The sequence below is a fragment of the Pseudomonas sp. PA-4-8C genome (assembly GCF_021606625.1).
GTDB lineage: Bacteria > Pseudomonadota > Gammaproteobacteria > Pseudomonadales > Pseudomonadaceae > Aquipseudomonas > Aquipseudomonas lactis.
Map to the genome: position 1 here is coordinate 1 of NZ_WKCD01000435.1, position 2,866 is coordinate 2,866.

Genomic DNA, 2,866 nt, shown 5'->3' on the forward strand with positions numbered 1-2,866 from the left:
GGCGCTGCAGGCGCTCGGTGACTTGGGCCTGCGTGTGTTGCAAGCCGTCGAGCAGGGCCTGGCCTTCGGTACAGGCGCTTTCGTGCTGGTGTTTTTCCTCGTTGCGCTTGGCCAGTTCGCGGCTCACGTGGGCGAGGGTGTTTTGCTCCTCGATGGCCTGGCGCAGCAGGGGGGCGGCGTCGGCCTGGTGTTTCAGGGCCTCGGCCAGTGCTGCCTGGGCGGCCACTTGCTGGTGTTGCGCCTGTTCCTGGCGGGAGTGCAGGGCGGTTTGTTGCTCCAGGTGCTGGGCAATTTGTGCCGCCAGCGGCGTCAGCAAGGTGCCAAGTTCTGCCTGGCGCAGGAAGTGATGGCGTTGCGGTGCCAACTGCTCCAGCAGGCTCAGGTCCTGGCGTTGCTGGCCTTGGCTGGCCCAGGTCTGTTCGTCGCGTTGCAGTTGCTCCACTGCGTGTTGATGGCGCTCCTGCCATTCACGCAGCTCCTTGAGCCAGGTGTGCTGCAACTCCAACTGCTTGAGCTGGGCTTGCTGGGTCTTGAGCTGTTGCTGGGCCTCGGCCAACTCTTGGTCCAGCTCGGCGCGGGCTTCGGGGGCCAGGGGCACCACGCCGGTGGCTTGGTCCTGCAGCTGTTTGTGGGCGTCCTTGGCCTCTTTGGCCTTGTCGAACGCACGGCGGCCCAGCTGGGTGTACAGCGCGGTATCGGTGAGCTTTTCCAGCAGTTCGCTGCGCTCATTGTCATTGGCCTTGAGGAAGGCGCTGAACTCGCTTTGCGCCAGCAGCACCGCACGGGTGAACTGCTCGAAGTTCAGGCCCAGGGCCAATTCCAGTTGGGTCTTGTACTCGGTTTTCTGGCTGGCCAGCAGTTGGTCGCTGTCCAGGTCGATCAGGCTTTGCCGGCTGTTCTGCAGCTTGCCGCTGGCTTTGTCGCGGGCACGGTTGGCTTCCCAGCGCGCACGGTAGCGACGGCCACTGACACCGACAAAATCCACCTCGGCATAGCCACCACCGGTGCCGCGTCGAATCAGGGTGCGCGGGTCGCCGATGGAAATATCCGTGTCGGCATCCGGCATCTTGGCCTGGCCGGTGTCACCCAGGCGCGGCACCGCGCCAAACAGCGCCAGGCACAACGCATCGAGCAGGGTGCTTTTACCCGCGCCAGTTGGCCCGGTGATGGCGAACAGGCCCGCACTGGCCAGCGGCTCGGCGGTAAAGTCGATTTCGAACGGGCCCGCCAGGGAGGCGAGGTTTTTCAAGCGGATGGCGAGAATCTTCATGGCTGTTCGCCCTCCTGTTGCACTTCCTGGAGCAGCACGGCGAAGTCCTTCAAGGTCTGTTCATCCACTTCACTGCCGTAGCTGTCCTGCCAGGCGCGGCTGAACAGTTCCTGGGGCGTGAGCTGGTCGAGTTCGATCAGTTGCGCATCGCCTGCCTCTGCGCTGCCGCGTGTGCCGGCATATTCGGCGGCGATACGCACCAGGCGCACGGCCTTGCCTTGCAACGCGGTTTCGATCTGTTGACGCAGGTCTGGTTGCGGCTCGTCGAGGCGCACGCGCACTTCCAGCCAAGGGTGGCGCTGGGTTTCGGCGAGCAGGTCGATGTCGGGCAGTTCACCGAGTTGCTTGAGGATATCGGCCAGGGGCGCGGCTTCCAGGCGTTGCAAGTTGACGGAGCGGGGAATCAGGATCGGTTCGCAGCCCACCAACCTTTCGCCCTGGAACGTCACGTCGAGAATCTGGTGCTTGTAGCCGATTTCGGAGAACGACAGGGGGATTGGCGAGCCGCTGTAGCGAATGCGCTCCTCGCCATTGACCTTTTGCGGCTTGTGCAAATGGCCGAGGGCCACATACGCCACGCTTCGGTCGAACAGTGTGGCAGGCAGTGCCTCGGCATTGCCGATGATCAGGCTGCGTTCGGAGTCTTCGGATACCGACCCACCGGCCATGTGCGCATGGCTGATGGCTATCAACGCTTGGCCTTTGTTGCGCTTGGCATTGGCGGCCGCGATCAGCCATTCATGCACTTGACCGATGCCGCGCAGGTAATCATCGCCCAGCTGTGCGCCGGTGACTTCCGCCGGGCGCAGGAAGGGCAGTGCCAGGCACCAGGCGGCGATCTTGCCTTTGGCATTGGGCAGCGGGATCAGCAGGCGGTCGGCATCTAGTTGCCCGTCGTCCAGCCATAACACCCGGCCCAGTGCATGGGTGCGCAGGCGGCGCATCAGCGGGGCCGGCAGTTCGATGCGCGAGCCGGAGTCATGGTTGCCGGCAATCATCACAATGGTCAGTGTCGGTTGCTGTTCGTGGGCGCTGATGATGAAGTCATACAGGCGCTCCTGGGCCTTGAGCGGCGGGTTGACCGTGTCGAAGATATCGCCGGCGATCAACAGCACATCCGGGCGCTGGGCCTTGAGTTGGCCCAGCAGCCATTCAAGGAAACAGGCGTGTTCGAAGTCGCGTTCCTGGCCGTGGAGGTTTTGCCCGAGGTGCCAGTCGGAGGTATGAAACAGACGCAAGGCGAACTCCGTGGAGAAGATGAAAAGGAGGGGAGTTTACCTGTAAAAGTGCACGCGGACTCATGGCCGACGCGATGGTTATTTGTAGGAGCGAGCTTGCTCGCGAAAAACGTCAACGATAACGCGGGCTTCCTGGATAAACGCGGCGCCCGTGAGTTTTTCGCGAGCAAGCTCGCTCCTACACAGGGGTTATGGGGCGTTAGTGGGGTTGGGTTGCAGGCAATCCAGCGCGCGGTCGGCGAGGGTGCGGGCCATGTCGATCAGGTGAGCGGTGGAACAGGCCATGTCGCGCCGGGTGCCTTTGAGGCCCTCGGCGGTTTCGGTGGCGGTGGTGGCGGCGCAGCGCAGTAGCGAGGAG

Annotated in this window: 3 protein-coding genes; all 3 read right to left on the bottom strand. The window is 63.5% G+C overall.

The features are described 5' to 3' along the window. On the bottom strand, window positions 1–1,270 hold a 1,270-nt coding region (locus GIW04_RS29525), incomplete at its 3' end, for an AAA family ATPase (RefSeq protein ID WP_236479515.1). Next, entirely contained in the window at window positions 1,267–2,508 is a 1,242-nt protein-coding gene (locus GIW04_RS29530; RefSeq protein ID WP_003190789.1) for an exonuclease SbcCD subunit D C-terminal domain-containing protein, read from the bottom strand. The genes GIW04_RS29525 and GIW04_RS29530, both read right to left, overlap by 4 nt. A gap of 189 nt (window positions 2,509–2,697) precedes the next feature. Continuing rightward, window positions 2,698–2,866 (bottom strand): DUF6124 family protein (locus GIW04_RS29540; RefSeq protein ID WP_236479516.1); only part of this gene is annotated, 169 nt, incomplete at its 5' end.